The following is a 26,604-nucleotide window of genomic DNA, read 5'->3' on the forward strand; positions in this document are numbered from 1 at the left end:
ATCGCTGTCGATCGCTGTCAACCGCTGTCAATCGCTGCCGGAACGATCGTTGCCGTCCCATCCCGGTAGCTGCCCGGCACCACGAGACGGACGCGCGGAGGTCACCCGACCGTCACCAGGAGTGGTGACGGCGATCCTGGTCGCCTGGTCATCGGGTTACCCACCCGGCTGACACTTCCACCGGGTTGCCCACCCGGCTGATACTTCCCGGCAGACAGCCCATCGGCTCGACCTGACCGTGTTGGTCGGCACCGTCGCGGCCCTGCCGGGCACGTGGCCGACCAACGAGACCGGCCCTGGGGCGAACGCGCCGGGTCCGACCTCATCGAGTTCCTGGCACACCGTGAGCTCGGTCGCCGATGACGTGGCGCTGGTCTCCCTGCTGCGCTCGAGCCCGCACCCGTGCCTGACGGTCGGCCTCCGTCCACCTGAGGCGCCGGACGAGCGCCAGGGCCGACGCTGCCTACCGTGCTCAAGCCCTGCGCCGCCCAGTCGCCGCTGCCAGGCCGATGGCCACGCACCTGCTGTGACCGGGCATCGCGCCGCTGCACGACGCAGCCCGCGGCGAGCGTTCCGAGCGCACACCCACACCGCGGACGCGGCCGCCCCTCGGTGCCGACACATCGCCCACGGTCGCCCCTCGGTGCCGACACATCGCCCACGGCCGCCTCTCGGTGCCGACGACGCGCCGTCGGCACCGAGAGCAAGGATCAGCCGGCCGCCCCGTCGCGCACCTGCTTGGCCACGCGCAGGATCGCCTCCGCCGACCGCTCCACGTCGGCCGTGGTGGTGCCGTAGTTGGACACCGAGAGCCGGAGCAACCGCTGCCCCCGCCAGGTCGTCGCGCCCAGCCAGCAGGTCCCCTCCTGGCGCACCGCGGCCGCGACCGCGTCGGCATCGGCGTGCACGTCGACCAGAACCTGATTCAGCACGACGTCGTTCACCACGCGTGCTCCGCCTGTGGCCAGCACGTCCGCGAAATGCCGCGCGTGGCGACAGCACCGGTCGACCAGCTCCGCGACACCTTCCCGGCCCAGCTCACGCAGCGCCGCCCACACCGCGAACCCGCGCCCGCGGCGGGACGAGCCCAGCACGAAGCTCGAGCCGGCGACCTGCTCGGCCGATCCGGTCAGATACGCCGCGGAATGACTCATCGTGCCGGCATGGGCCTCCGGCCGGGACACGAACACGAAGCCGGAGTCGTAGGGGACGTTCAGCCACTTGTGCGCGTCGCAGCCCCATGAGTCCGCCTTCTCGATTCCCGCGACCAGATGCGCGGTGCGCGGATTGGCGGCGGCCCACAGCCCGAAGGCACCGTCGACGTGCACCCACGCGCCGTGCCGGTGCGCGATGTCGGCAGCTTCGCCGAGCGGATCGCACGCGCCCGTGTTGACGTTGCCCGCCTGCAGGCAGACGATCAACGGCCCGGGTTCGCCGTCGGCCAGCACGCGGTCCAGCTGAGCCGGGTCGATCGCACCGTTGTCGTCGGCGGGCACCAGCTCCAGCACCCGGTCGCCGAACCCCAGCAGGCGCAACGCGCGGTCGATCGTGGCGTGCCGTTCCTCGCCCGCGACCACCCGGATGCGCGGGGCGCCGACCAGGCCGTCCCGCTCGACGTCCCACCCCGCGGTGGCGAGCACGTGGTGCCGGGCGGCCGCCAGCCCCACGGTGTTGGCCTCCTGAGCACCGGTGACGAAGCCCGCCGACGCGGTCCGCGGGATGCCCAGCAGCTGTTTGATCCAGTCCGCCGCCACCTCTTCCGCGGCGATCGCCGCTGGCGCGAGCACGCCGTTGAACGCGCACTGGTCCCAACCGACGGCCAGCATGTCGGCCGCCGTCGCGCTCGGCAGCCCACCGCCGATGACGAACCCGAAGAACCGTGGCCCGGCGTTGGCCGTCAAGCCGGGATCCGCGGTGCGGATCAGCTCGTCGACCACCTCGGATGCCGGTGTCGGGGTTTCCGGTAGCGGCGCGGCGAAGGCAGCCCGCATGGCGTCCACGTCGGCTCGAGCGGCCACCGGCCGCTCCGGGAGCCCGGTGCGGAACTCCGCGGCTGTCCTCGCCGCCTTCTGCAGCAGATCGGTCAACGCATCGGTCACACGGCCGACGCTACCGCGTCCCGGGCGCCGGCAGCGCGGACCGAACGGGCCGGATGGCGTCAGGACGGGTCAGCAGCGCGCCGGACAGGACCCGCGTCGTCCCCGCATCGCGTGCAGTCGCAGCCACCGACGAGCCCGAACGCCACCTCGTCGGCGACACACACCTCGAACTCCTCCACTTTCAGGCCGTCGCCGGACACCAGCAGCCGCACGCCGCGTCCACCCTCGACCGGCGTGTACTCGGTGTGGCTGCTGTCGTGATGCATCAAGCCGATCACGCGGTACAGCGCATCGGGACGGAGCTTGCGATCCAGGGCCTCGTACGCCAGCCGGACGTCGGCCCGGCCCGCCAGTGATTCGCCGGACTGGAGCCAGTCGGAGTGGCCGGCCGTGATGTGCCACCCCATCGCTTCGAGTACGTACGACTCCTGCGCCGTCATGACCACCCCATTCGCTTCTGTCCCGTGCAGTCGCCGGGGCAGGCGGGTTTGTTACTCCTCCGTAGACAGACCGCGGGCAGACCACGACATGGGACACAAATCGGGCGCCAGTTCGGACATTTTTCCCTGGCGCGACGGCCGCAGGTGCGAGAATCTGCAACCCGTGACCCCCTCGCGAAGCTTCTCCGATCACACGCTCGGGCGATTGCTCCGGCGCACGCTCGGCTGGGCGCTGATGCGCACCGCGGCTTTGGCCTTGGCGCTGTTCCTCGGGGCGTACCTGACCCGCCAGCTCGGTGGTGACCCGGCCGCACTGGTGGTGCTCGGGATCGTGCTCCCCGCGGTGTGGCTGCTCGCCGAGCTGCTCGTGCCGCGGACACTGCCGGTGGCCACCGGAAGCGATCTTCTGGTCGGCAGGGCGGCGGCGGCCGACGACGTGTTCGCCGCGACCTACCGGTCACTGCGTGACCAGCACGCCGCACCGGTGGCGATCCATCCCCGGCGGGCCAGGGTGGGCGGCCCCGTTCCCGGCGTGCGCAACGTGCTGCGCTTGCGGATGGGTGCCTACGCGGGCGTGGTCGCGGTCGCACCGTTCGGCAACGACCTGCACGTCGGCTGGCGCCTGACGTTCCGCCACGTGCCACTGGTGACCACGCTCCGGTGGCTGGTGGCAGTGGTGGCCGTCGACAACGGCTACATCGACCTCATCGAGCTGGAGCCAGCTCGCGCCCTGACCGACGTCGTGCGGCACGCCGTCCACGTCGGCGCGAACACGCCCACGGCCCAGCCCGGCGAGATCTTCGTCACGACTTTCGGCTCCGACCTGCCCATGGAGCAAGCCGACCACCGCTCGTCCGCCTGACCCGGCTACCGTGGGGCCGTGAGCTCCCGCCCGTACGTGCTGCTGTCGGTCGCGGTGTCGCTCGACGGATACATCGACGACGCGAGCGCCGAGCGCCTGGTGCTGTCGAACGAGCAAGACCTGGCTCGGGTCGACGAGGTGCGCGCCGGCGTGGACGCGATCCTGGTCGGCGCGAACACCGTACGGTGCGACAACCCGCGGCTGGTGGTCCGCGCACCCCGGCTGCGCGAGCGACGCCGGGCCAGGGGCGAGCCGCCGGACCCGATCAAGGTCACCATCACCGGCAGCGGCGACTTGGACCCCGCGGCCAACTTCTTCCAACTCGGCGAAAGCCCGAAGATCGTCTACGCGCTCACCTCTGCGGTGCCCAAGGCCGCCGAACGGCTCGGCGCGCTTGCCGACGTGGTCGACGCCGGTGATCCACTGGACGTGCCAGGAATGCTCGCCGACCTGGCATCGCGCGGAGTGCGCAGGCTCATGGTCGAAGGGGGCGGAGCCATCCACACCCTGTTCCTCGCTGCCGGCTTCGTCGACGAACTCCACGTGGTCGTGGCACCGCTGTTCGTGGCAGACGAGCGTGCGCCCCGATTCGTCAACCCAGGAGCCTTCCCGGTGACCGAACGGATGACCTTGGCCGAGGTACGGCAGATCGGAGACTGTGCGCTGCTGCGCTACCTTCCCGGAGCGGCGGATGCCTGACCTCACCCAAGCCGATCTCCGGTTGCTCCGCCAGGCCGTCGAGTTGTCCAGGCGCAGCCCGCGCGGCCACACCTACGCCGTCGGAGCGGTGATCGCGGACGCCGAGCATCGGGTGCTGGCCACCGGCTACACCCGCGAGACCGGCCCGGCTGACCACGCCGAGGAAGTCGCGCTGGCCAAGCTGGCCGCCGACGACCCGAGGCTGGCCACCGCGACCATCTACACCTCGCTCGAACCATGCAGCGTGCGGTTGTCCCGGCCGCGGTCGTGCACCGACCTGATCCTCGCCTCCGGCATTCCCCGGGTGGTGTTCGCGTGGCGTGAGCCGGAGCTGATCGTGGTCTGTGAGGGCGCGGAACGACTCACCGCGGCCGGGCGCACGGTGATCGAGGTTCCCGAGCTGGCTCCCCGGGTGCGGGAGATCAACGCCGACGTCCTGCGGGTGCTGGAAACGGTCGAGCCGAGCCGCGACGTGTGACGATCGCGCAATCGCGGGGTAACGCCCCCGCGACCCGAGTACGACACTCCGGGTACGCCGGAGGCCCTGTCCCCGACCGGCACGGGACCGCCGACGGAAGGAGCGGTGCCATGGCAGCGAATCGTCGCATCTCCGATTCGATGCGCACCAGCATGCCTGCCAACCTCGCGACGTGGGCCTTGCAGCTCGCGCTGGCCATCTACCTCGGGGTCTTCTCCGCGCTACCCATGTTGCGTGGCGACGCCTACGTCACCGAGACGTTCGATCGCATCGGCTTCGGCGACTGGTTCCGGCACCTGACCGGTTTGATCGAGCTCGCCGGCGCGGTCGGCTTGCTGATCCCGCTGCTGTGCGGCCTCGCGGCGCTGGGCCTGACCGCCGTGATGATCGGTGCGATCGTCGCCGAGTTCGCGGTGCGCTCGCCCGGCGGCGCGGTCGTGCCCGCCGTCCTGCTGGTGCTGTTCGCCTTCGTCGCCTGGTACCGCTGGCCCCATACGCTCGCGTTTGCCGACCGCGTCCGCAGGTAGTACCACCAGGCCAGGTGTGCACGCCACCAGGCCGAGCACGCCGAACACCACAGCGGCCGCGACCCCGTGCGCGGCGCCGAAACCCGCGGCGGCGAAACCGGCCGCGCATGCCGCCTCCCGCGGCCCCCAGCCGCCGACGCCGATCGGCAGCGACATCGCCACCAGCGCCAGCACCGCCAGCGGAAACATGTCGGCCACCGGCGCGGTGTCGTCAACCGCCCGGGCGGCGACGACGAACACCACGAGATGTCCGGCCACGGCAAGCACGGAGAGCACCAGTACGACCAGCGCACCTGTTCCGGTCAGGGCGGAGCTGATCTCCGCGCGCAACGCGCGGACCCTCTCGGTACCGGCGGCCACGGCCACGACGGCGACGAGCAGCATGCCCGCGACGACCACCAGCGCCGCATTCTTCGTCGCGAGTTCGGCGAAGATCCGGCGCAGCTGGGGGTGTCCGATCAGGGCCACCGTGCCGAGGATCAGCAGCGCCACCTGGCCGGCAAGTCGTTCGTAGACCACCGTCCGCACCCCGCGGGCGACGTTTCCGGTGAGGCGGCCGAACCGGATCCCGCGATGCGCGTCCCCCACGACGCCCGCGGGCAACACGGAGTTGAGCAGCTGGGCACGGTAGTACTCGGCGAGCGCCGGGCCGAAACGCAGTTCGCAGCCGGTTCGGCGAGCGATCAGGCACCACCTGGCCGCGCAGCACGCCGTCGCCGCCAGTCCGATGCCCGACGCGATCAGCATCTCGGCGCTGCCGACCCTGGCGAATCCGGCGGCGACACCGTCCGCACCGAACTGCACGACGAGCAGCGCCACGACGGCCGCGGCCACCACCCAGCGGAAGGCCGGACGCAACCGCCGGTTCACAGCTGCCGCTCGTAGGAGGCCCAGGCCACGTGGGACTCGCGCAGCGTGACCTTGAGTCCGGTCAGGTTCGGCATGGCCAGGTGAGCGATGCGGTCCGCGAGCCGGTCGGCGATGACCTTGGCCAGGAACTCGGTCGACGTGTTCCGGCCCGCGAAGGCGGGCTCGTCGTCCAGATTGCGGTAGTTGAGCTCGGCGACGACCGCGGACAGTTCCCGGGCGGCGAGCCCGATGTCCAGCAGGATGCCGTCCTCGGTGAGTTCCGGGCCGCTGAACGTCGCGTCGACCACGTAGGTCGCGCCGTGCAGCCGCTGCGCGGGGCCGAACACCTCGCCACGGAAACTGTGGGCGATCATCAGGTGATCGCGCACGGTCACGGTGAACATGCGATCACCGTACGCCGCCGGGGGCACGATCTCCGAGGATCGCCTCGCCCTTGGTCAGCCACGCGACGCCGAACGCCACCGTGGCGATCGCCTCCAGCCACAGCACCGGCCGCAGGTCGTCCAGGCCGCCGATCAGCTCGACGACGGCGACGAGCACCAGGCACGCCACGATGATCAGTCCGGTGACCAGGTACATCTCGTTGCGGCGGCGTTTGCGGCCTGCCGGGCGTGCCGTGTCGCTCTTGCGGAACTCGATCAGGCAGAAGTAGGCGAAGGTCGCGAACAGCACGACGGCGAAGGCGATGTGCAGCACGCCGCTCACCGTGCTGGTGACCCGCGCATTCCCGGGGACCGGGAACAGCGCCACCCCGATCGCCGAGATTCCGGCGACGATGCTGGCCACCCGGTCGCTGCGGGCGTAGCCGCGGTAGAACAGCAGGAACACGCCGATGGCGCACATCGTGCCGACGTAGACGTCGCGCATGCTCGAGTGGTAGTAGCCGCTGATCGAATACAACAGCTCGCCGTCGGCGATCGCGGTGCCGAGGATCAGCACGAACGGCAGCGCGATCCCCATCAGGCCGAGCCCGCGGCGCAGGAACAGATAGGAACGAACCAGCTGAGTGGCGTCGTGCACCGGGTCAGCGTAAACCCGGGCAAGATCAGTACACCACGCGATGGCACAGCGCAGGCAACGATCCGTCGGCCAGCGCGGGCAGCACGCGGGGCAGGTCGTCGAAGCGGCTTTCCCCCGTGATCAACGCGTCGAACCGGGCATCCCGCAGCATGCTCAGCGCCAATGCCATCCGCTCGGCGTGCGTCCTGTCGGGCCGGGCCACCGTGCCGACCTGGCTCGATCGCACCGACAGCCGCGCCGAGTGGAAGCGCTCGCCGAGCGGCAGGCGTACCTCCTGGTCGCCGTACCAGCTCAGCTCGATCACCCGGCCATCGGTGCGGAGCAGGTCGAGGGCGGTGCGCAGCCCTTGCTCGGTGGCGCTGGCGTGCAGCACGAGATCACAGTCGCGCGCCGCCTCGTGCGGCGCCACGAACTCCGCTCCGATGGCCTCTGCCACGGATCGGCGAGCCGGATCGACGTCGACCAGCTGCAGCCGGAGCCCGGGGAAGGCGGCCAGCAGGGCCGCCACGGCACAACCGACCATGCCGGCACCGACGACCGCCACCCGGTCGCCGATCAGCGGCCTGGCGTCCCACAAAGCGTTGATCGCTGTCTCGACGGTGCCCGCCAGGACGGCACGAGCGGCAGGCACCTCGTCCGGTACCACGGCCACGGCGGCCGCAGGCACGACGTAGTGCGTCTGATGCGGGTAGAGGCAGAAGACGGTCCGGCCGGCCAGGTGCGGCGGCCCCTCCCGGACCACGCCGACATTGAGGTAGCCGTACTTCACCGGTCCGCCGAAGTTCCCTTCCTGGAACGGAGCGCGCATCACCTCGTACTGGCCGACCGGAACGCGTCCGGTGAACACCAGGGTTTCGGTCCCCCGGCTGATCGCGCTGTAGCGGGTATCGACCAGCACGTCGTCCGGGTCGGTGCGTTCCACCGAGCACGGCCTGATCTCACCGACGCCCGGTGCACTGACCCAGAACGCGCGCGCCGGTGTCACTGCTGCCCTCCAGGAATGCGTGCTCGTCGGCGGCCGAGTTCGACCGTGGAGTCCCACCATAGATCGACTGCACACGACGCGCCGGTCGCCGTCGGACTCCGTCAGCCCGGTCGAGCCCAGCCCTCCCCGTGCCGTGAATCGCCCCGCCACCAGCCCGCGCATCCGGTTGGGCTTCGTGGCGGGACGTCACGTTCGCCATCCCGGACCACGGGGGTCCGCATACGTTCCGGAGTCCGCATACGGTCCCGGTGCCCGCGCTGGTCAGCAGTACTTGGCGCTTCCCTTACTGCCCCAGGAGCACTTGTCCAGCAGCCGGTTGTTGGGCGACCGCAGGTAGGCGGTGTCCCCCGTGTTGTTCCAGACGTGCCAGCTGCGTCCCCAGTACCGATTCAGGTAGTTGTTCGTGCCCTTGCCGGTCCGGACGTAGATGACCTTGCCCGGCTTCAGCTTGGTGGTGCCGAACACGTACCGGTGACCGGCTTCGTCCTGCAGCCGGTATCCGGTGATCGTCTTGGTCTGCTTCGAGGTGTTCTTGATGACGACGTACTCGCCGTTCAAGCTCTTGTTGGACCTGGTGTCCGTCCCCGGAGAGTTGTACTGCACCTTGTAGATCACCACTGCCCCGGCAGCTTGCGCCGTCGCCGAGGACACCATCGTTCCGGCCAGGGTCAGCACCGCCACCCCCAGCACGGCCGCTACTCTCCGCATTCACTTCTCCTCACTTCGGTAACCGTCCGCGAGAATGTGATCGACCGAGACCGACCAGCAGTTACCCACTGCTACAAGTTCACCGGATCTGCTGTTAGTCAGTGACTCGTTGCCAAGGCCGCTGCGCAGCACGCGCAGCCGCCAACCGGAATCGGATCGGCCGTCGCCCGGCGGTACAGTCACCACCGTGCTGGAGCATCCCAACGTCATCCGCGTCGTCGAGGCGCTGCGCGCGCACGGGGAGACCTCCGAAGTCCGCGCCTTCACCGAGCCGGTGCCCACCGCCACGGCCGCGGCCGAGCAGCTCGGCGTGGAAGTCGGCGCGATCGCCAACAGCTTGATCTTCGACGCCGACGGTGAGGCGGTGCTGATCCTGGCCAGCGGCGCGCACCGGGTGGACACCGAGCGCTGCGCCAAGCTGCTGGAGGTCGGCAAGCTCCGCCGGGCGAAGCCGGAATTCGTCCGCCAGGCCACCGGGCAGCCCATCGGCGGGGTCGCCCCGGTCGGCCACCCGGCTCCGCTGCGCACACTGGTGGACACCTGGCTCCGTCGCTACGAGACGGTCTGGGCCGCTGCCGGCCATCCCAACACCGTCTTCCCCACCACCTTCGACACACTGCTGCGCATCACCGGCGGGACCGCTGCCGACGTCGGCGACTGACGCGGACCCGGCTCACTGAGCCGGTGACCCCTCCCACCCCACACCCGCGTCGCCCGTCGAAGCCTTGACGGCACACCACCCGACAGGCGAAAGTGAACCATCTTCACGTTTGGGTGGTCGTCATGAGCACGGTGCTGGTCGAGCCGACCGAGAACGTCCGCTGGCCGTGGACGCTGCGCTACAACACGGCCTGGGTCGGCGTGATGGTCGGCTTCTACGGGCCGATCCAGGTGCTGCTGCCGAACCAGGCGGAAGCCATCGCCGCCGAGTCGAAGGAAACCGTGCTGGCGTGGGTGTTCGGCGTCGGCGCAGCCTTCTCGACGGTGTTCAACCCGCTGTGGGGTGCGCTGTCGGACCGGACGCTGTCCCGCTTCGGCAGGCGGCTGCCGTGGATCGCGGTCGGTGGGCTGGCCGGCGCGGCAAGCCTGGTCCTGCTCTCGGCCGCCGACACGGTCGCCGAGCTGGTCATCGGCTGGTGCCTGGTGCAGACCGCGCTCAACGCCCCGTGGGCCGCACTCACCGCCGTAGTGCCCGATCAAGTGCCGCGGAGGCAACGCGGCACCGCCGCGGGGTATCTCGGGTTGGCGCAGATGCTGGGCGTGGTGATCGCCACCGGGCTGGCCGGTGTGCTGCCCGGTGCCGCGGGCTACCTCGCCTGCGCGGTGGTGCTGCTGGTCAGCCTGGTGCCGTTCCTGCTGCAGCGGCGTGACCCGCCGTTGCCACCCGAGCAGCGACCACCGTGGGACCTGCGCGCTTTCCTCCGCGGCTTCTGGGTCAGCCCGCGCCGGTACCCGGACTTCGGCTGGGCGTGGCTGACCAGGTTCCTGCTGAACTTGTCCAACGGGCTGCTGCTGGCGTATCTGCTGTACTACCTGCGCGACGAACTGGGCATCGCCGACGCCGAGGGCGCCCTGCTGGTGCTGACCGTGGTCAACGTGCTCGGCGTGATGGCCGCGGTGCTGATCGCCGGCGTGTGGTCGGACCGGCTGGCTCGCCGCAAGGTCTTCGTCATCGTCTCCGGCCTGATCATGGCCGCGGCCGCGTTCCTGCTGGCCGGCGTCGCCACCTACCCGGTCGCGATCATCGCCGCCGCGGTGGTCGGCATCGGCTTCGGCGTCTACACCTCGGTGGACTTCGCGTTGATCACCCAGGTGCTGCCCGCGGCCGCGGACCGCGGCAAGGACCTCGGCGTGCTCAACATCTCCAACACGCTGCCGCAGGTGGTGGCTCCCGCGCTGGCCGCGCCGCTGGTCACCCAGCTCGGCGGCTATCCGGCGCTGTTCGCCGCGTCCGGGCTGGTCGCGGTCCTCGGCGCGGTGCTCGTCGGCAGGATCACCTCGGTGGCGTGACAGGCACATGAAAAGTCACACGACGAACCGGAAAGGCAGCCGATGATCCCGCGCGAATTCCTCTGGGGTGTGGCCAGCGCAGCGTTCCAGGTCGAAGGCGCCCTCACCGCCGACGGCCGGGGCCGTTCCATCTGGGACACCTTCTGCGCCCAACCCGGTCGTATTCGCAACGGCGACAACGCCGACGTGGCAGCGGACCACTATCACCGATACCGCGAAGACGTGGCGCTGATGCGCGAACTCGGCGTGGACGCCTACCGGTTCTCCATCTCCTGGCCACGAGTGCAACCCACCGGCTCGGGCCCGGCCAACCCGGCGGGACTCGACTTCTACGACCGCCTGGTCGACGAGCTGCTGGCAGCGGGGATCAAACCCGTGGTGACCCTGTACCACTGGGATCTGCCGCAGGAGCTGCAGGACGCCGGCGGCTGGCAGTCCCGGGACACCGCGGCCCGGCTGGCCGACTACGCCGCGCTGGTGGCCAGGCGGCTGGGCGACCGGGTGCACCTGTGGATGCCGATCAACGAACCGGTCGTGGTGACGATGTTCGGACACGCGGTCGGCAGGCACGCACCCGGCCTGGAGCTCGGTTTCGGCGCGCTGCCGGTCGCCCATCACCTGCTGCTCGGCCACGGCCAGGCGGTGCGCGCGCTCCGCGCCGAGGGCGCCGGCACGATCGGGATCGCCTCCAACCACGCGCCGACCTGGCCGGCCAGCGACGACCCCGCCGACGTCGAGGCTGCGAACGGCTACGACACCCTGGTGAACTGGCTGTTCGCGGATCCGATCCTGCGCGGCGAGTACCCCGATCCCCTGCTGGCCGCCGCGATGCCCGGCCCCGTCGAGGAGGATCTGCGGATCATCGCCGAGCCCCTGGACTTCTTCGGCATCAACTACTACCAGCCCACCCTGGTCGGAGCGCCCGACCCGGACGGCGAGGCCGACTCGTCCGTCCTGGAAGGGGCGCAGCTGCCCGCCGGCCTGCCGTTCGCACCGCGCGCCCTGACCGGCTACCCCACGACCGCGTTCGGCTGGCCCGTCGTGCCGGACGGGTTGCGGCAGATTCTCACCACGTTCAAGTCCCGCTACGGCGAGCAGCTCCCTCCGGTCTACATCACCGAAAGCGGCTGCTCGTATCACGACGAAGTGGGGCCGGACGGCAAGGTCGACGACCAAGAACGCATCGCCTACCACAGGGCCCACATCGACGCCCTCGGCCAGGCGATCGCGGAAGGTGTCGACGTGCGCGGCTACTTCGTCTGGTCGATCACCGACAACTTCGAATGGGCCGAGGGGTACAGCCAGCGATTCGGCCTGATCCACATCGATTACCAGACCCAGCGCCGCACGCCGAAGAACTCCTACTACTGGTACCGCGACATGATCCGGCAGCACAAGGAAGCCGCATGACCGGTCCCTGGGGACCGGTCATGCCCTGGAGTGAGCCCGAGGGCGCACGGAACGCCCACGCGCCCTCGGGCTCACCGGCACCTGACCTCCAGCGCTCAGCCCGTGACGACGCGCTCGAGGATGGCTTTGGTGTTCACACCGGCAGGCAGGGTCCCGAAGGCGACGCCCCAGTCGCGGCTCAACCGCGTGGCGCAGAAGGCGTCCGCGACCGCGGCGTTGCCCTGCATGTGCAGCAGGGCCCCCTGCAGCACCATGGCCATCAGCTCGACCACCCGCCGGGTTCGGTACTCCAGGTTGCCGGGGTCCGACAGTTCCTTGCGCACCAGCGCGATGGCCTCGTCCAACCGCGGGTCCACCCCAGCGGCCTTGTCGACCTCGTCGAAGTAGGCCTGCAACGACTCCGGCTGCTTGGCCATGGCGCGCAGCGCGTCCAGCGCCGCGACGTTGCCGGAGCCTTCCCAGATGGACATCAGCGGGGACTCCCGGAACAGCCGCGGCATCCCGGATTCCTCCACGTAACCGTTGCCGCCGAGGCATTCCAGCGCTTCCGCGGCGTGCGCGGGCGCTCGCTTGCACACCCAGTACTTCGACACCGCCAGGGCCATGCGGCGCAGCTGCGCTTCGTGCTCGTCGCCAGCCGCCGCCCGGTCGACGGCCGCAGCCAACCGCATCGCGACGGTCGTCGCTGCTTCCGCCTCGATCGCCAGGTCGGCCAGCACGTTGGCCATCAGTGGCTTGTCGATCAGCAGGCCGCCGAATGCCGAGCGGTGCCGCGCGTGGTGCACCGCCTGCAGCAGGCCCGCGTACATCCCGGCGGCCGAGCCGATGGTGCAGTCCAGCCGGGTCATGTTGACCATGTGAATGATCGTCTGGATGCCGCGGCCCTCTTCCCCGACCAGGTAGCCGACCGCTTCGTCGTACTCGATCTCGGCGGACGCGTTCGACCGGTTGCCCAGCTTGTCCTTCAGCCGCTGCAGGCGCATCGGGTTGCGCGTGCCGTCCGGCAGGATCCGCGGCACCAGGAAACACGACAGGCCACCGGGCGCCTGCGCCAGCGCCAGGAAGATGTCCGACATCGGCGCGGACGTGAACCACTTGTGCCCGACGAGCAGGTAGTGATCGCCGTTGGGGGTGGCCCGCGTGGTGTTGGCGCGCACGTCCGAGCCACCCTGCTTCTCCGTCATCGACATGCCCGCGATGAGACCGCGCTTGGACATGGGTTCGCGCAACCCGTAGTCGTACACACGGGACGCAAGCAGCGGCTCGAACCGCTCGGCCAGCTCCGGCTCTTCGCGCAGCGCAGGCACCGCCGCATACGTCATCGAGATCGGGCAGATGTGCCCGGGATCGGCCAGCGTCCACACGAACGTCTTGGCGGCGCGGGCCAGATGAGCCCCCGGCCTGCTGTCGGCCCACGGTGCGGCGTGCAAGCCGTTCTCCACCGCCACCCGCATCAGTTCGTGCCAGTACGGGTGGAACTCGACCTCGTCGATGCGATGCCCGTAGCGGTCATGGGTGCGCAGCACCGGCGGGTTCTGCTCCGCCAGCCGTCCCCATTCCTGCGCCTGCTCGCTGCCGGCCAGCCGCCCCAGCGTATGCAGCTCCGCCTCCGCCCACTCCGCTCCCCCGGCGCGCACGCTCTCCAGCAACGCCGGATAGTTGGCGACGTCGTGACCGGCTAGTGGCGGGACCTGGTTGGTGACCTCATGGGTTGGGGGCATGCTGCACTCCTAACGCTCGCAGGGTGAACGCGGTCATCGCGGGCACGATGTCGGGGTGATCGCCGGTGGACAGCGGGCCGATCAGCGCTTCCGCCACGGCCCCGACCAGCGCGGCGGCGGTCAGCTCCGCATCCTGTGGCGGCAGGACCCCGGCGGCGACGCCTTCGGCGACGTGCTTGGCGATGATGTCGCGGAATGCGCGCCGGTAGACCAGCCGTTCGGCGTCCACCGCGGGGTCGACCGGCTCGGCCAGCAGCGCGTAGGCCAGCCGGGGCGCCTTGAGCGCGCGCCGGGCGAACGTCTCGGTGACGGCCACGACCCGCTCGAGAGCATCACCGGACGCGCTCGCCTCGGCCACCGCGGACACCTCCCGGTCCACCACGGCCCGGAACAGCTCCACGGCCAGCGCCGACTTGCTGGGGAAATGCCGGTAGATGGTGCCGGTGGCAACACCTGCCCTGGCCGCGACCGCAGCCATCGTGCACCCTGTGTAGCCGTGTTCGGCCAGGACGTCGTGGGCGGCCTGCACGATCGCAGCCCGCTGGGCGTCCAGCCGGGCTTGCACGGCCGGTGTCCGGCGATACGCCATGCAAGAAGTGAATCACGAATTCACTTCTTCGCCAAGGGAATCGCCGCGCCGTCGTGGCCGTTGCACACGGCATGCTCGACCATGCGCAACGAGACCTGTTGGACAAGGTGCGGCACGGTGTGCTGACCACGCTCAAGCGCGACGGCACCCCGCAGATGTCGATCGTCGGGTTCGCCTACGACGACCAGGACCGGCTGATCCGCATTTCCGTCACCGACTCGCGGGCCAAGACGCGCAACCTGCGGCGGGATCCGCGCGCCAGCCTGCTGGTCACCCCGCCGTCCATGCGCGGTTACGTCGTCCTGGAAGGCACGGCCGAGCTCACGCCGGTCGCGCGGCAACCCGACGACGCGACGGTCGACGAGCTGGTCGACCTCTATCGCACGATCGCCGGGGAGCATCCGGACTGGGCGGAGTTTCGCCAGGCCATGGTGGACGAGCGCAGGCTGGTGCTGCGTATCGCGGTCAGCCACACCTACGGGTGGCTCGCCTGATCACCGCGTGCGGGTCCGCCAGAGCAGGTAGACGAAGTACGGCGTGCCGATCAACGCGGCCAGCAGGCCGGCCGGGATCTGTGCCGGGGCGATCACCGTCCGGCCCACCGTGTCGGCAAGCGAGATGACCAGGGCGCCGATGAGCGCGGCCACCGGGATCATCCGGGCGTGTTTGCTCCCGACCAAGCCGCGCGCGATGTGCGGGGCGACCAGCCCGACGAACCCGACGACGCCCACCGCGGCGACGGCGGTCGCGGTGAGGACGGCCGCCGCCCCGAGCGCGAGCAGCCGGGCCCGTTCCAGTCGCACCCCGAGCACCCGCGGGGTGTCGTCGTCGAGGGCGAGCAGATCGAGCTCCCGGCGCGCCAGCACGATCAGCGGCGTCAGCACCAACAGCGCGACGCCCACCGGGAGCAGCTGCTCCGGTGTCCGACCGTAGGTGGACCCGGACAGCCAGGTCAGCGCCTTGACCGTGTTCCACGGATCGAACGCGACGATGAGGAACGTGCTGATCGCGTTGCAGCCCATCCACATGCCGACGCCGATGAGCACCAGCCGGTCGGAATTGAGCCCGCCGCGGTACGCCAGCAGGTAGACCGTGCCGAACGCAAGCAGCGCGGAGCCGGTGGCGATCACCGTCATGGTGACCGTCCCGGCCATCGGCACCACGGTGATCAGGGTGACCGCACCGACCCCGGCTCCCGCGGTGACGCCGAGGATCCCGGGTTCGGCGAGCGGATTGCGGCACACCGCTTGCACCACCGACCCGGCGATCGCCAACGCCAGACCCGCCAGCAGCGCTGCCGCCACCCGCGGCCAGCGGCCTTCCAGCATCGCCGCCATGCCGACGCTGCTGTTGCCGGTGAGCCAGTTGACGATGTCGCCGGTCAGCACCCAGCGGTCGCCGAGCAGCATGCCCGCCAACAGCGCCGCACCGAGCAGGACGGCCAGGACCGCCACCACGGTGAGCACGAAACGACGCGAACGCACCGCCGCCGAATGCGGTGTCGGTGGCCTGCGGGTCGGTCCCGCGTCCCGGTAACGACGGGCGAGCGCGATCAGCACCCCGGCGCCGAGGATCGTCGTCACGACCCCTGCCGGAACGTCCACGCCCGCCTGCCCGCCGAGCACGGCACGCACCGCGATGTCCGAGCTCAGCACGATCACCACGCCGACGAGCGAGGACAGCGGGAACAGCACCCGGTGCCGCATCAGACCGGGGATGCGCGCGCCCATCAGCCGCACGACCGCGGGGGCGACCAGTCCGATGAACGGGATCGGCCCGGCGAGGCTGACCGCGGCGGCGGCCAGCAGCACGGCCAGCATCGCGGTGATCAACCGGGTCTGCCGCACCCGCACCCCGAGCACCGATGCGGTGTCGCTGCCCAGCGCCAGGATGTCCAGCCGATGACCGAGCAGCATGCAGCAGGCGACGCACAGCAGCACCACCGGCGCGAGCTGCACGACCGGGGTGACGTCGGCCTGGACCAGGGATCCCATCCCCCATGCGAACAGCCCGTGCGTCTCCTCCTCGTAGAGCAGCAGGAAGAGGTAGGTCACCGACTGCACGGCCATGGTGATCGCCGAGCCGGCCAGAATGATCCTGGTCGGCGAGGTCCCCCCGGACGACAGCAGCAGCACCAGCCCGGCGGCGAGCAGTCCGCCGACGAAGGCCGAGCCGAGCGCGGCCAGCCCGCTCAGCAGAGAACTGCCCGCGGTCAACGAGATGCCGAGCGCCGCCGACAGCACGACCGCAAGGTGAGCGCCCGCGTTCACCGCCAGGGTGTCCGGCGAGGCCAGCGCGTTGCGCGCCACCGACTGCAGCGCGGCGCCTGCGCAGCCGAGCGCCACGCCCACCAACAGCGCGGCGAGCATGCGCGGCAGCCGTGAGCCGCTGAGGATGTCGAGCACCTGCTGATCGGCCGGGCCGGCCAGCAGCTCCAGCAGATCGAGCGCGCCGACCCCGGACGTGCCCTGCGTGAGGTGCACCGCCGCGAGCACCACCACCGCCGCGGTGGCCACGACGAACGCCGTGGCCACCGGGATGGGCCGAAGCGGCGGGGGTGCCTGATCCGCCTGCGGTGCCGCGACGGTCTGGCTCAAGACGTCAGGATCCGCACGAGCTCGTTGGCGTACTGGGCGCAGGACTTCGGGCCGCCGAAGGTCCAGATGCCGTCGGTCAGCTTGTGCACGTTGCCCGCCTTGACGAACGGCAGCGACTTCCAGATCGGGTTGCTGCTGAGCCCGTCGGCGAACACGTCGTTGCCGTCGGAGGCGTTGTAGAAGAAATGCACGTCGGCGTCCTTGATGGTGGTCAGGCCCTCGACGTCGGTGGCGCCAAGGCCCCACATCTCGTCGACCTTGCCCTGCCAGGCGTTCTCCAGCCCGATCTCCTGCGCGACCCGCGACACCAGCGCGCCCTGCCCGAACGGCCGGATGGAGATGACGTTGCCTTCCTTGTAGCCGTCGGCCATGACGAATTTGGCGCCGTCCTTGCCCGCGTCGGCCAGCTTCTGTTTCGCCTCGGCAAGCGTGGCGTCCAGTTCCTCCAGCAGCTGCTCGGCCTTGTCCTCGGTACCGGTCGCGGTGGCGATCATCATCAGGTCGTCACGCATCCGGTCCAGCTCGCCGCGCTTGGCGTCGGCACCCTTGGTGACCAGCACCGGGATGCCCTTGTCCTCCAGCCGCTTGCTCAGGTTGGAGTCCCGGTTCTCCTCCATGACGACCAGATCGGGCGTCAGGCCGAGGATCGAGTCCTCGCTCGGCTCGGCGCGGGTGCCGACGTCCTTGACGCCGGCGTCCAGCTTCTCGGCGGTCACCCAGGTGGAATAGCCCTTGACGTCGGCGACGCCGACCGGCATGACCCCGAGGCTGGCCAGCATTTCCGCCTCGCCCCACTCCAGCGCCACGACCTTCTTGGCCGGGGCCTTCAGTTCGATGGTCTTGCCGCGGCTGTCGGTCACCGTGACCGGGCCGGACGACGCGGCGGAGCCGGAGTCGGCGACCTGCTCCGGGTTCTCGGTCGTGCCGCAGGCGCCGAGCGCGAGCAGCATGGCAGACGCCGCGAACGCGGCGATCCGGGTCCTCATCATCATGTCCTGACTACTCGATGGGTGTGTTTGCCGACCGGGACAGCGGTGAGCTGGCCGGTCGTGTGATCGGTGGTGACGTCGATGCGGATGCCGTAGGTCTCGGTCAAGTGCTCGCTGGTCAGCACGTCGGCCGGGGGACCGAAGGCACGCACCCGCCCCCGGTGCAGCAGCACCACCTCGTCGGCCACCTGGGCCGCTTGGTTCAGGTCGTGCAGCACCACACCGACGGCGACGTTGTGCTCGTCGGCCAGGTCACGCACCAGGTCCAGGATTTCCACCTGATAACGCAGGTCGAGGAACGTGGTCGGCTCGTCCAGCAGCAGCACGCCGGTGTCCTGGGCCAGGCAGGTCGCCAGCCACACCCGCTGCAGCTCACCGCCGGACAGCTCGTCCACCGGGCGGTGCGCCATCGGCGTCGTCCCGGTGACCTCCAACGCGTGCTCCACCGCCCGCAGGCCGTCCGGGTCTTCGCCGCTGAACCGGCTCCGGTAGGGGTACCGCCCGTAGCTGACCACGTCCCGGACAGTGATGCCGGTCGGGGTCGGCCGGCTCTGTGCCAGCAGCGTCACGCGCCGCGCGAACTCCTTCGGCGCCAACGCGAACGCGGACTCGCCGTCCTCCAGCAGGACGTCGCCGCAGGTCGGCTTGTGCAAGCGGGCGAGTGCGCGCAGCAACGTCGACTTCCCACTGCCGTTCGGTCCGACCAGGGCAGTCACCTTGCCCGCCGTCAACGTCAGGGAAGCCGCGTGCACGACGGTGGTGCCGTGATAGCCGACGTCGAGTGCGTGACCGCTGAGCACATTCACGGCTAGTGAGGCTAGCCTAACCTCACTTCCCTGCCAATGTCCGATTCGGCATGAATGTGGCGACGCGCGTCACAATCAGGACTCGGCCGGTAGCCCGGCCGCCTCGGCGAGCAACTGCGCGGACCGCAACCGGGTGTCCACGGTCGGGCTCTGGAGGGCGACGATCAGCTCGTCGGCGTCGGCGTGGTCGGCGAACTTGGCCAGGTACTCCACCACACGATCCGGGGTGCCCGCCGCGGTGTAGGTGAGCATTTCGTCCACCTGCGCCGCATGCGGCCCGCGCAGGATCTCGTCCGCCTGCTCGTCGGTGATCTTGCGGTCCCTGCGGCCGAACAACACCCGCACCCGGGTGCGGCGGGCGGCCTGCAGATGCTCCTGCGCCTCCTCCTCGGTGTCGGTGGCGATGACGTTGACCGCGGCGATGACGTAAGGGCGCTCGAGCTGATCGGAAGGCCGGAATCGCTCGCGGTAGATGCGCACCGCCTGCTGCAGCGCGGCGGGCGCGAAGTGAGAGGCGAACGCGTACGGCAGCCCGAGCTGGGCAGCCAGTTGAGCGCCGAACAACGACGAGCCGAGGATGTAGAGCGGGACGTTGGTGCCACGGCCGGGTATCGCCTGAACGCCGGGGACCCGGCTGTCCCCGGTCAGGTAGCCCTGCAGCTCGAGGACGTCCTCCGGGAAGGTGTCGGCCGCCTGCGGGTCCCGTCGCAGCGCTCGCACGGTGACCGGGTCGGTGCCGGGGGCCCGGCCGAGACCGAGGTCGATCCGGCCCGGATGCAGGCTGGCGAGCGTGCCGAACTGCTCGGCGATCACCAGCGGCGCATGGTTGGGCAGCATCACCCCGCCCGCGCCGACCCGGATGCGCGTGGTGTTGGCCGCGACGTGCGCGATGAGCACGGCCGTCGCCGAGGAGGCGATCGACGCGAAGTTGTGATGTTCGGCGTACCAGACGCGGCGGTAGCCGGCCCGCTCGGCCAGCTGGGCAAGCCGGACACTGCCTTGCAAGCTCGCGCTCACCGTCGACCCACGGTCGACGGTGGCCAGGTCGAGCACCGACAACGGAACCGGAAGCATCACGCCGTCCTCGCCACTGGGAGATCACGTCGGATCACGACACTGCCAGCTGCAACGGCCACCGCAGGCCGGGATATTCCGAGACGTTCGCACGGAGTTGCGCACAGACTTCCGCACGGACTTCCGCACGGCGGCTTTCGTGCCGCCCGAGTCACAGCTCGGGCACCGACCGGCGCGGGTCCACGGGTTCGTCGGCCGACCCGGTTAACCTTCTCGCTCGTGACTGCCACCGTGGAGCCCCTGTACGGGGCGGACGACCTGACCCACCTCGAAGGCCTGGAAGCGGTACGCAAGCGGCCCGGAATGTACATCGGGTCCACCGACAGCAGGGGAATCAACCACCTGCTGTCGGAGATCCTGGACAACTCCACCGACGAGGGCATAGCCGGGCACGCCACCCGCATCGTGGTGACGTTGCACGCCGACGGCAGCGTCCAGGTCGACGACGACGGCCGGGGCATCCCGACCGACGTGCACGCCAAGTCCGGGCTCAGCGGTGTCGAGCTGGTGCTCACCAAGCTGCACGCGGGCGGCAAGTTCGGCGGGGCAGGCTACAAGACGTCCGGTGGCCTGCACGGCGTCGGCGCGTCCGCGGTCAACGCGCTGTCACACCGCATGGACGTGGTGGTGAAACGGGACGGGAAGGTCCACGAGATCTCGTTCGCCCACGGCACGCCGGGCGAGTTCCACGGTCCGGGGCCGAAAGCCCGGTTCACCGAGCGGTCCGGGCTGCGCGTGGTGCGCAAGATGAAGCGCGGCGAGCCCACCGGCACGTCGGTGCGGTACTGGCACGACTCCCGCTACTTCGAATCCGGTGCCGCGCTGGACGTGGAGGCGGTGCGGCAGAAGATGCGGCACACCGCGTTCCTGGTGCCCGGTGTGACGTACGTGCTGCGCCTGGCCGGCGAGGACGGCATCTCCGAGGAGGTCTTCCACTATCCGCGAGGCCTGGCGGACATGGTGGAGTTCCTGGCGCCGAGCGACGAGAAGCCGGTGTCCGGGACGCTGGTCATCGCCGGGGAGGGCACTTACCGGGAGAACGCGGCCGACGCCAACGGCGTCATGCGGTCCAACGTGGAACGCCGCGCCGAGGTCGAGGTCGCCCTGCGCTGGGGCACCGGCTACGAGCGCATCGTCGAGTGCTTCACCAACACCATCCGCAACCAGCACGGCGGCACGCATCGCAAAGGGTTCGAGCGGGGCGTGCTGCGCGCGATCAACGACGCGATCTCCCGCAGCCGCGGCCTGCTGAAGCCGAAAGAGGCGCTGCCGACGCTGGAAGACGTGCTGGAGGGCATGACGGCGGTGGTGCACGTCAAGCTGCCCGAACCGCAGTTCACCTCGCAGACCAAGGACGAGCTCTCCACGGCGGGCATCACCAAGGTCGTCCAGCAGATCGTCGAGCGCGAGGTCAAGGCGTGGACCCAGGCGCGCAGGACGAAGTCCGAGGCCAAAGTCGTGCTGCAGAAGGTGGTCGACGCGGCCCGGGTGCGCCTGGTGCAGAAGCAGCAGAAGGACGCCGCCCGGCGCAAGACGGCGCTGGAGGGCGCGGCCATGCCCGCCAAGCTGGTGGACTGCCGGTCCACCGGGATCGAGCGCAGCGAGCTGTTCCTGGTCGAGGGCGACAGCGCGCTCGGCTCGGCCAGGCTGGCGCGGTCCTCGGAGTACCAGGCGCTGCTGCCGCTGCGCGGCAAGATCCTCAACGTGCAGAAGGCCAGCCTGGCCGACACGTTGAAGAACGCCGAGATCGCCGCGATCGTGCAGGTGCTCGGCGCGGGCACCGGCCGCACGTTCGACCTGTCCGCCATGCGCTACGGCCGGGTGATCATCATGGCCGACGCGGACGTGGACGGCTCGCACATCCGCACGCTGCTGATCACGCTGTTCGCCAAGTACATGCGGCCGGTGATCACCGCGGGCAGGCTGTACGCGGCGATGCCGCCGCTGCACAAGGTGATGACCAAGGGTCGCAATCCGCAGACCCACTACACGTTCACCCAGCGGGAGATGGAGCAGACCGTGGCCAGGCTGGAGGCGGCCGGCCATCAGGTGGTCAAACCGGTGCCCCGGTTCAAGGGCCTCGGCGAGATGGACCCGGACGAGTTATGGGAGACCACCATGAATCCCGCGACCAGGTCGGTCCGCCGGATCACGCTGGAGGACGCCGAGGCCGCGGAAGCGGCGCTGGAGCTGCTGATGGGCGAGAAGGTGGAGCCCCGGCGCAACTGGCTGGTGGAGTCGTCCTCCCGCGTCGACCAGGAAGCCATCGACATCTGATCCCACACGCGTAGCGCTACACGAGGAGCCGCAGCATGGCACGCCGCACCGGCCCTACCACCCGCATCGACCCCGCTGCGTTCGACAAGGCGGGCGCGCACGTCTACGACAGCCCGGTCAAGCAGGAGATCGAGCAGTCGTACCTGGAATACGCGTACTCGGTCATCCACTCCCGTGCCCTGCCCGATGCGCGGGACGGGTTGAAGCCGGTCCATCGGCGGATCCTGTACTCGATGAACGAGAACGGCTACCGGCCGGGGCACGCCTACGTGAAGTCCTCGCGGGTGGTCGGCGACGTGATGGGCAAGTACCACCCGCACGGTGACGCCGCGATCTACGACGCCATGGTGCGGATGGCGCAGGACTTCTCGCTCAACGTTCCGCTGGTCGACGGCCACGGCAACTTCGGCTCCCCCGACGACGGCCCGGCGGCCAGCCGCTACACCGAGGCCCGCCTGTCGGCGGAGGCCATGCTGATGGTGGGCGAGCTGGACGAGGACACCGTCGACTTCCGGCCGAACTACGACGGGTCGCTGCAGGAGCCCGCGGTGCTGCCTGCGGCGTTCCCGAACCTGCTGGTCAACGGCACGTCGGGGATCGCAGTCGGCATGGCGACCAACATGATTCCGCACAACCTGGGCGAGGTGATCGACGCCGCCAGGTGGCTGATCGACCACCCGGACGCCTCGCTGGACAAGCTGATGGAGTTCGTGCCGGGCCCCGACCTGCCGACCGGTGGTCAGCTGCTCGGGCTGGACGAGGTGCGCAAGGCGTACGAGACCGGCCGTGGCGTGGTGCGGATGCGGGCCAAGGTGCAGATCGGGCCGCTGCCCGGCAGCCGGGGCAGGCAGGCGATCACCATCACCGAGCTGCCGTACGCGGTCGGCCCGGAGAAGATCATCGAGAAGATCACCGAAGAGGTCACCAAGACCAAGCGGCTGACCGGCATCGCCGACGTGAAGGACCTGACCGACCGGGAGAACGGCACCCGGGTGGTCATCGAGTGCAAGGTCGGGGTGAACCCGCAGGCGCTGCTGGCCGACCTGTACCGGCTGACGCCGATGGAGCAGTCGTTCGGCATCAACAACCTGGTGCTGGTCGACGGCCAGCCCAGGACGCTGGGGCTCAAGCAGCTGCTCGAGGTCTTCCTGCGCCACCGCTACGACGTGGTGACCCGGCGCACCAAGTACCGGCGGCGCAAGCGCGAGGAACGGCTGCACCTGGTCGAGGGCCTGCTCAAGGCCCTGTTGGACATCGACCGGGTGATCGCGTTGATCCGCGGCAGCGAGAACGCGCAGGCGGCCAAGGAAGCCCTGATGGCCGAGTTCGACCTGACCGAGGTGCAGGCCACCTACATCCTGGACACCCCGCTGCGCAGGCTGACCAAGTACGACAAGCTCGAGCTGGACGCCGAGCACGCCAAGCTGCGGTCCGAGATCGCCGAGCTGAACAAGATCCTCGACGACGAGGCCGAGCTGAAGCGGGTGGTGTCGGAGGAGCTGGCGCAAGTGGCGGAGAAGTTCGCCACGCCCCGGCGGACGTCGCTGATCGACGGCGACCTCAAGGAGGTGCTCGCCGCCCAGCCGAAGGGCCCGCTGGAGGTCAGCGACGACCCGTGCCAGGTGCTGCTGTCGGCGTCGGGACTGCTGGCCAGGACCGCGGCGGAGTCCGAGGAGGTCCTGGAGAAGCGGCGGCGCAGCGGGCGGGTGAAGCACGACGCGGTGGCCGCGTTGGTGCACACCACCGCGCGCGGGAGGGTGCTGCTGATCACCAGCCACGGCCGCGCGTTCAAGACCGACGTGCTGCCCTTGCCGGTGTTGCCCGAGCAGGTCGGCACCGTGTCGCTGGGCGGCGGCATCCCGGTCACCGAACTGGTGCCGCTGGAAGCGGGTGAGAAGGTGGTCGGCCTGGCCCCGTTGGGCGAGCAGGCGGCAGGTTCCCCCGGCCTGGCGCTGGGCACGGAGAAGGGCGTGGTCAAGGTGTGCGCCCCGGATTGGCCGGTGCGGGCCGAGGAATTCGAGGTCATCTCGCTGAAGGAGGGCGACCGGGTGGTCGGCGCCACGTGGCTGACCAGCGGCGACGAGACGCTGGTGTTCGTCACCTCGGCGGCTTCCCTGCTGCGCTACTCCGCCTCGCTGGTCCGGCCGCAAGGGCTCAGGGGCGGCGGCATGGCGGGCATCAAACTCGGCGGCGACGCCCGGGTGGTGTTCTTCGGCGCGGTGGCCACCGACGATCCCGACCACGGCGAGCCGATGGTGGTGACCGCGACCCAGCAGACGGTCAAGGTCACCCCGCTGGCAGAGTTCCCGGCGAAAGGCCGCGCCACCGGCGGTGTGCGGGCGCAGCGCTTCCTCAAGGGGGAGTCGCAGCTGTCGTTGGCGTGGGTCGGGCCGCGGCCCGCGGGTTCGTCCCGCAAGGGCGAGCCGGTCGACTTGCCGGACGTCGACCACCGGCGGGACGGATCGGGGCAGGCCGGCCGGGTGCCGGACCTGGTGGGCCATCTGGTCGAACGGGGCTGACGCGTCGTCGTCGGCCGGGGCCGATCGCGGCCTCGCCGGTGTGGCGGGCACGGTACCGCGCGCCGCGGAACTGTCGGTCCTCGGCGGTACAACGGGCGCATGGCACTGCACTGGAAGCTGATCGTCGACAGCAAGAACGCCATCGCCATCGCCGATTTCTGGGCGAACGCGCTGGGCTATCAGGTGGAGGACGCGGGCGCGCTGATCGATCAGCTCGTTGCCGCCGGCCAGCTGCCGGAGGAAGCGGTCGTCGAGCACGGCGGCCGGAAGTACTTCCGCGGCTTCGCCGCGATCCGGCATCCGGACGACCCGTACGACCCGGTGTCCGGCATCGGCAAGGGACGGCGGATCCTGTTCCAGGACGTGCCGGAGGAGAAGTCGGTCAAGAACCGGCTGCACATCGACGTGCACGCGGGCGATGAAGGGCTCGAGGCGCTGGTGAGCAGGCTGGAGTCGCTGGGCGCCAAGCGCGTGCAGAAATACGACAAGGGGCCGGCCGGGCACTGGTGGCTGATGCTCGATCCGGAAGGCAACGAGTTCTGCGCCGCGGGCTGATCGCGACGGCCCGCGGAATCGGCTCCCGGACGTGCGGGCTGCGGATCACGGCTCGACAGGTCGGCGACCCCGCAGTGATGTCGATTTCGGCTGGCTCCAGCCCCTGCTCGCCTGCCACTCCCGCCCGCACAGCCAGCCGGCCAAGGCGGGCCGCTGAAGTCGCTCCGCAGCAGCACTGTACGCGGTGGCCCGTGTCGCGCGCCCCGCTGACAGGCCTGCTCCCCCGGCCCGGCCACCGCCCCACCGCTCCTCACGGCTCGCGTGCATCCCTCCCCTACGCGGGACATGCACACCGGAACTCGGATCATCCGCCCGCGAACGCCGTCCGGTTCATGAACGAGTGCACTGTTCGGTGCTGCGATCCGTAGTCGTTCATGTGGCACGGTCATTGCTCAAACGCGCCGGACAGGTGGCCCGGGCTGTGCTGGTGGCACCGCTTCGCCTGGTTCCGGCCGTGGTCATGCGCAAGGTGCAGGGCGCATACACGTCGGGGCGGATGCGCTGGGTCTCGCGTCCGCTGGTGGCAGTGCTCCGGCACCGCCCGTTCGGGCCGATCGAGGCCTTCGCGGTGCCCGGTGCCCCACGCGTCCGCATGGTCACGGCGGAGTCGCGGGCGATTCGGCAGCTGTACTGGTGCGGCGTGCAGGAGCACGCGGGCGTGGCAGCCGAAATCTGGCGGGATCTGTGCCGGAACGCGGGGACCGTCGTGGAGCTGGGCGCCAACATCGGCTTCTTCACCGTCGTCGGTGCGCAGGCGCAGCCTGCTGGCTCCGTCTACACCGCTGTCGAAGCACATCCCGGTTCCGCCCAGGTCCTGCGCCGGAACGTGGAGCTCAACGGGTTGTCACACGTCACCGTGATCCATGCGGCTGCGCTCGACGTGGCCGAGCCGGGCCACGCGGAGCTCGCTGTCCCGGACCACGACCGCGATGTCGCACCGACCGGCGGTTACGTCGTCGGGCATGCGGAAGGCGTTGCCGGCCGTCCGACAGCGCGCACGATCAGAGTGCCGACGGTCCCGGCAGCAGGCGTACTGGCCCAAGCCGACCTCGTCACGCTGGACGTCGAGGGGTGCGAGGCCGCGATTCTCGAGGCGGCCGCCGAGAACGTGCTCGCCCGCAGGGCGACCGTCATGGTGAAGGTGCAGCGCTCCCCTGGCAGGCTGCGGTCACTCCTGCTCAGGTTCCACACGGCCGGCTATGTGGTCTTCGCCGTCGGGAGATCCTGCCTGCATCTGCTCACCACGAGCCAGCTGTACTCGACCGGCCCGCTGCCGCTCCACGACTCGCGGGACGTGTTGCTCATCCCCGCGGAGTCGGCGGCCAAGCTGTGAACCGATGACACACCGCCCGAGCACCGGCACGCTGAC

At 70.2% G+C, this 26,604-nt stretch carries 24 protein-coding genes and 1 pseudogene; 12 read left to right on the forward strand and 13 right to left on the reverse strand.

Annotated elements, in window-relative coordinates; translation table 11 throughout:
- Positions 1 to 710: 710 nt before the first annotated feature.
- Entirely contained in the window at positions 711 to 2,087 is a 1,377-nt protein-coding gene (locus CXP56_RS16955; protein ID WP_156899155.1) for a pyridoxal phosphate-dependent decarboxylase family protein, read from the reverse strand.
- 71 nt (positions 2,088 to 2,158) lie between these two features.
- Positions 2,159 to 2,539, reverse strand: a complete 381-nt coding sequence (locus tag CXP56_RS16960) for a hypothetical protein (protein ID WP_156899147.1) — start codon at positions 2,537 to 2,539, stop codon at positions 2,159 to 2,161.
- A 163-nt stretch (positions 2,540 to 2,702) separates the two neighbouring features.
- Between CXP56_RS16960 and CXP56_RS16965 the strand changes: the two genes are divergently transcribed.
- The 4 genes from CXP56_RS16965 (at position 2,703) to CXP56_RS16980 (ending at position 5,105) form a co-directional block, all read left to right on the forward strand.
- A complete protein-coding gene (locus CXP56_RS16965; RefSeq protein WP_286901909.1) occupies positions 2,703 to 3,401 on the forward strand; it encodes a hypothetical protein in 699 nt (232 codons plus the stop codon).
- A gap of 18 nt (positions 3,402 to 3,419) precedes the next feature.
- Positions 3,420 to 4,100 (forward strand): RibD family protein, encoded by a 681-nt coding sequence (locus CXP56_RS16970; protein ID WP_028847205.1) that lies wholly within the window; start codon positions 3,420 to 3,422, stop codon positions 4,098 to 4,100.
- Positions 4,093 to 4,578 carry a deaminase gene (locus CXP56_RS16975; RefSeq protein WP_051310043.1) on the forward strand — a complete coding sequence of 162 codons (486 nt, stop codon included), beginning with the start codon at positions 4,093 to 4,095 and terminating at the stop codon, positions 4,576 to 4,578. The genes CXP56_RS16970 and CXP56_RS16975 overlap by 8 nt, the downstream gene beginning before the upstream one ends.
- 227 nt (positions 4,579 to 4,805) lie before the next feature.
- Positions 4,806 to 5,105: a DoxX family protein gene (locus tag CXP56_RS16980; RefSeq protein WP_245566607.1), complete on the forward strand. Its 300-nt coding sequence runs from the start codon at positions 4,806 to 4,808 to the stop codon at positions 5,103 to 5,105.
- Between the two features lie 30 nt (positions 5,106 to 5,135).
- On the opposite strand, the pseudogene CXP56_RS16985 reads toward CXP56_RS16980, so the two are convergent.
- From CXP56_RS16985 to CXP56_RS17005, 5 genes and pseudogenes are all read right to left on the reverse strand, one after another.
- Positions 5,136 to 5,975: pseudogene (locus CXP56_RS16985) on the reverse strand (lysylphosphatidylglycerol synthase domain-containing protein); the annotation flags it as partial.
- Positions 5,972 to 6,358 (reverse strand): 6-pyruvoyl trahydropterin synthase family protein, encoded by a 387-nt coding sequence (locus CXP56_RS16990; RefSeq protein ID WP_028847206.1) that lies wholly within the window; start codon positions 6,356 to 6,358, stop codon positions 5,972 to 5,974. The pseudogene CXP56_RS16985 and the gene CXP56_RS16990, both read right to left, overlap by 4 nt.
- 4 nt (positions 6,359 to 6,362) lie before the next feature.
- A complete protein-coding gene (locus CXP56_RS16995) occupies positions 6,363 to 6,995 on the reverse strand; it encodes a hypothetical protein (protein ID WP_028847207.1) in 633 nt (210 codons plus the stop codon).
- Positions 6,996 to 7,020: 25 nt separating this feature from the next.
- A complete protein-coding gene (locus tag CXP56_RS17000) occupies positions 7,021 to 7,980 on the reverse strand; it encodes a zinc-dependent alcohol dehydrogenase (RefSeq protein ID WP_028847208.1) in 960 nt (319 codons plus the stop codon).
- A gap of 261 nt (positions 7,981 to 8,241) precedes the next feature.
- On the reverse strand, positions 8,242 to 8,688 hold the full coding sequence (locus tag CXP56_RS17005; protein WP_286901914.1) for a lamin tail domain-containing protein: 447 nt from the start codon (positions 8,686 to 8,688) through the stop codon (positions 8,242 to 8,244).
- A gap of 187 nt (positions 8,689 to 8,875) precedes the next feature.
- Between CXP56_RS17005 and CXP56_RS17010 the strand changes: the two genes are divergently transcribed.
- The 3 genes from CXP56_RS17010 (at position 8,876) to CXP56_RS17020 (ending at position 12,108) form a co-directional block, all read left to right on the forward strand.
- A complete protein-coding gene (locus CXP56_RS17010) occupies positions 8,876 to 9,349 on the forward strand; it encodes a YbaK/EbsC family protein (protein WP_028847210.1) in 474 nt (157 codons plus the stop codon).
- Positions 9,350 to 9,471: 122 nt separating this feature from the next.
- Entirely contained in the window at positions 9,472 to 10,698 is a 1,227-nt protein-coding gene (locus tag CXP56_RS17015; RefSeq protein WP_286901917.1) for an MFS transporter, read from the forward strand.
- Between the two features lie 42 nt (positions 10,699 to 10,740).
- Positions 10,741 to 12,108, forward strand: a complete 1,368-nt coding sequence (locus CXP56_RS17020) for a GH1 family beta-glucosidase (RefSeq protein ID WP_028847212.1) — start codon at positions 10,741 to 10,743, stop codon at positions 12,106 to 12,108.
- A gap of 95 nt (positions 12,109 to 12,203) precedes the next feature.
- Here CXP56_RS17020 and CXP56_RS17025 read toward each other — a convergent pair whose 3' ends face one another.
- Positions 12,204 to 13,829 (reverse strand): acyl-CoA dehydrogenase family protein, encoded by a 1,626-nt coding sequence (locus tag CXP56_RS17025; protein ID WP_286901921.1) that lies wholly within the window; start codon positions 13,827 to 13,829, stop codon positions 12,204 to 12,206.
- Positions 13,813 to 14,418 carry a TetR family transcriptional regulator gene (locus tag CXP56_RS17030; protein ID WP_028847214.1) on the reverse strand — a complete coding sequence of 202 codons (606 nt, stop codon included), beginning with the start codon at positions 14,416 to 14,418 and terminating at the stop codon, positions 13,813 to 13,815. Before CXP56_RS17030 ends, CXP56_RS17025 begins: the two co-directional genes overlap by 17 nt.
- A 71-nt stretch (positions 14,419 to 14,489) precedes the next feature.
- Here CXP56_RS17030 and CXP56_RS17035 point away from each other — a divergent pair, with 71 nt between their 5' ends.
- Entirely contained in the window at positions 14,490 to 14,912 is a 423-nt protein-coding gene (locus CXP56_RS17035) for a PPOX class F420-dependent oxidoreductase (protein ID WP_028847215.1), read from the forward strand.
- Here CXP56_RS17035 and CXP56_RS17040 read toward each other — a convergent pair whose 3' ends face one another.
- The 4 genes from CXP56_RS17040 to CXP56_RS17055 all read right to left on the reverse strand — a co-directional run bounded on the left by CXP56_RS17040 (position 14,913) and on the right by CXP56_RS17055 (position 19,884).
- Positions 14,913 to 17,015, reverse strand: coding sequence for an iron ABC transporter permease (locus tag CXP56_RS17040; RefSeq protein WP_051310047.1), 2,103 nt, complete (start codon positions 17,013 to 17,015; stop codon positions 14,913 to 14,915).
- On the reverse strand, positions 17,012 to 18,007 hold the full coding sequence (locus tag CXP56_RS17045) for an ABC transporter substrate-binding protein (protein ID WP_211227501.1): 996 nt from the start codon (positions 18,005 to 18,007) through the stop codon (positions 17,012 to 17,014). The genes CXP56_RS17040 and CXP56_RS17045 overlap by 4 nt, the downstream gene beginning before the upstream one ends.
- A complete protein-coding gene (locus CXP56_RS17050) occupies positions 18,004 to 18,810 on the reverse strand; it encodes an ABC transporter ATP-binding protein (RefSeq protein WP_028847218.1) in 807 nt (268 codons plus the stop codon). Before CXP56_RS17050 ends, CXP56_RS17045 begins: the two co-directional genes overlap by 4 nt.
- A gap of 75 nt (positions 18,811 to 18,885) precedes the next feature.
- Positions 18,886 to 19,884: an LLM class flavin-dependent oxidoreductase gene (locus CXP56_RS17055; RefSeq protein WP_038044826.1), complete on the reverse strand. Its 999-nt coding sequence runs from the start codon at positions 19,882 to 19,884 to the stop codon at positions 18,886 to 18,888.
- Positions 19,885 to 20,103: 219 nt separating this feature from the next.
- On the opposite strand from CXP56_RS17055, the gene CXP56_RS17060 reads away from it, so the two are divergent.
- From CXP56_RS17060 to CXP56_RS17075, 4 genes are all read left to right on the forward strand, one after another.
- Positions 20,104 to 22,161: a DNA gyrase/topoisomerase IV subunit B gene (locus CXP56_RS17060; protein ID WP_028847220.1), complete on the forward strand. Its 2,058-nt coding sequence runs from the start codon at positions 20,104 to 20,106 to the stop codon at positions 22,159 to 22,161.
- 35 nt (positions 22,162 to 22,196) lie between these two features.
- A complete protein-coding gene (locus tag CXP56_RS17065; RefSeq protein ID WP_286901925.1) occupies positions 22,197 to 24,680 on the forward strand; it encodes a DNA gyrase/topoisomerase IV subunit A in 2,484 nt (827 codons plus the stop codon).
- A gap of 99 nt (positions 24,681 to 24,779) precedes the next feature.
- A complete protein-coding gene (locus tag CXP56_RS17070; RefSeq protein ID WP_286901927.1) occupies positions 24,780 to 25,235 on the forward strand; it encodes a VOC family protein in 456 nt (151 codons plus the stop codon).
- A gap of 427 nt (positions 25,236 to 25,662) precedes the next feature.
- Complete coding sequence (locus CXP56_RS17075) at positions 25,663 to 26,568, forward strand: FkbM family methyltransferase (RefSeq protein ID WP_286901929.1); 906 nt, start codon at positions 25,663 to 25,665, stop codon at positions 26,566 to 26,568.
- Positions 26,569 to 26,604: the final 36 nt, after the last annotated feature.

This window comes from Thermocrispum sp. (genome assembly GCF_002919275.1).
Taxonomy (GTDB): domain Bacteria; phylum Actinomycetota; class Actinomycetes; order Mycobacteriales; family Pseudonocardiaceae; genus Thermocrispum; species Thermocrispum agreste.

Coding starts and splice junctions, on each gene's coding strand:
- CXP56_RS17030 (WP_028847214.1), bottom strand. CDS start 14,418: ATGGCGTATCGCCGGACACCGGCCGTGCAAGCCCGGCTGGACGCCCAG.
- CXP56_RS17015 (WP_286901917.1), top strand. CDS start 9,472: ATGAGCACGGTGCTGGTCGAGCCGACCGAGAACGTCCGCTGGCCGTGG.
- CXP56_RS16960 (WP_156899147.1), bottom strand. CDS start 2,539: ATGACGGCGCAGGAGTCGTACGTACTCGAAGCGATGGGGTGGCACATC.
- CXP56_RS17005 (WP_286901914.1), bottom strand. CDS start 8,688: ATGCGGAGAGTAGCGGCCGTGCTGGGGGTGGCGGTGCTGACCCTGGCC.
- CXP56_RS16980 (WP_245566607.1), top strand. CDS start 4,806: ATGTTGCGTGGCGACGCCTACGTCACCGAGACGTTCGATCGCATCGGC.
- CXP56_RS17025 (WP_286901921.1), bottom strand. CDS start 13,829: ATGCCCCCAACCCATGAGGTCACCAACCAGGTCCCGCCACTAGCCGGT.
- CXP56_RS16975 (WP_051310043.1), top strand. CDS start 4,093: ATGCCTGACCTCACCCAAGCCGATCTCCGGTTGCTCCGCCAGGCCGTC.
- CXP56_RS17065 (WP_286901925.1), top strand. CDS start 22,197: ATGGCACGCCGCACCGGCCCTACCACCCGCATCGACCCCGCTGCGTTC.
- CXP56_RS16990 (WP_028847206.1), bottom strand. CDS start 6,358: ATGTTCACCGTGACCGTGCGCGATCACCTGATGATCGCCCACAGTTTC.
- CXP56_RS17020 (WP_028847212.1), top strand. CDS start 10,741: ATGATCCCGCGCGAATTCCTCTGGGGTGTGGCCAGCGCAGCGTTCCAG.
- CXP56_RS17035 (WP_028847215.1), top strand. CDS start 14,490: ATGCTCGACCATGCGCAACGAGACCTGTTGGACAAGGTGCGGCACGGT.
- CXP56_RS17045 (WP_211227501.1), bottom strand. CDS start 18,007: ATGATGATGAGGACCCGGATCGCCGCGTTCGCGGCGTCTGCCATGCTG.
- CXP56_RS17070 (WP_286901927.1), top strand. CDS start 24,780: ATGGCACTGCACTGGAAGCTGATCGTCGACAGCAAGAACGCCATCGCC.
- CXP56_RS17055 (WP_038044826.1), bottom strand. CDS start 19,884: ATGCTTCCGGTTCCGTTGTCGGTGCTCGACCTGGCCACCGTCGACCGT.